Source organism: Mesorhizobium sp. M6A.T.Cr.TU.014.01.1.1, assembly GCF_004022765.1.
Lineage (GTDB): Bacteria > Pseudomonadota > Alphaproteobacteria > Rhizobiales > Rhizobiaceae > Mesorhizobium > Mesorhizobium mediterraneum.
Map to the genome: position 1 here is coordinate 1 of NZ_RZPG01000082.1, position 613 is coordinate 613.

Annotated in this window: 1 protein-coding gene; it reads right to left on the minus strand. The window is 62.2% G+C overall.

Annotation, left to right across the window (positions count from 1 at the left end):
- On the minus strand, positions 1-613 hold a 613-nt coding region (locus EN885_RS33035), incomplete at both ends, for a phosphatase PAP2 family protein (protein WP_164897975.1).

The window sequence follows — 613 nt, forward strand, 5'->3', positions numbered from 1 at the left end:
CCCTGGCCACTTCATATTCAGCCTTGAAGTCGTCCCGGTTGAGCAGGACTGCGGCAATGACGCTGCCGGAAATCCTGCCCATCTCGACATCGGACGCAAAATGGATGCCGCCAACCACGCGGTTGTGAGCGTATTTGCTCGCGCGTGCCATGATCTCGGCGCGCTTTTCCGGAACCATGTCGGACAGAATGATGCCCATCATCGTGCCGACGGTGGCGTGTCCGGAAGGCCAGGAACCGGAGCTCGACAGCTTGACCGCAGGCTTGACGAGATCGCTGAGCTGATGCGGGCGCGGGCGCTTCCAGACATCCTTGGCGGGATCGACGACAGCGCCTTCGGTAGCCACCACGCGATCGAAGAAGGCGCTGAATTTCGGCAGCGTTTCCTTGTTGAATTTCGGCCCCATCACGTCGGCAAAGCGCCAGACATTCTCCTCGGCATCGGCCACCGCGCTGGCGACCATCTCCGGGGTGCGCGTGACCTGCAAAGTCAGCACCTCGCCGAGTTCGGCCTTGGTTTGTGCCGAATCGTTTGCCGGCGGCGGCGGCAGGATCATCGTCAGGTCGACATCCTTGTTGGTGATGAAGGGCTGGGCGTCTTCCGCTTGCGCGGC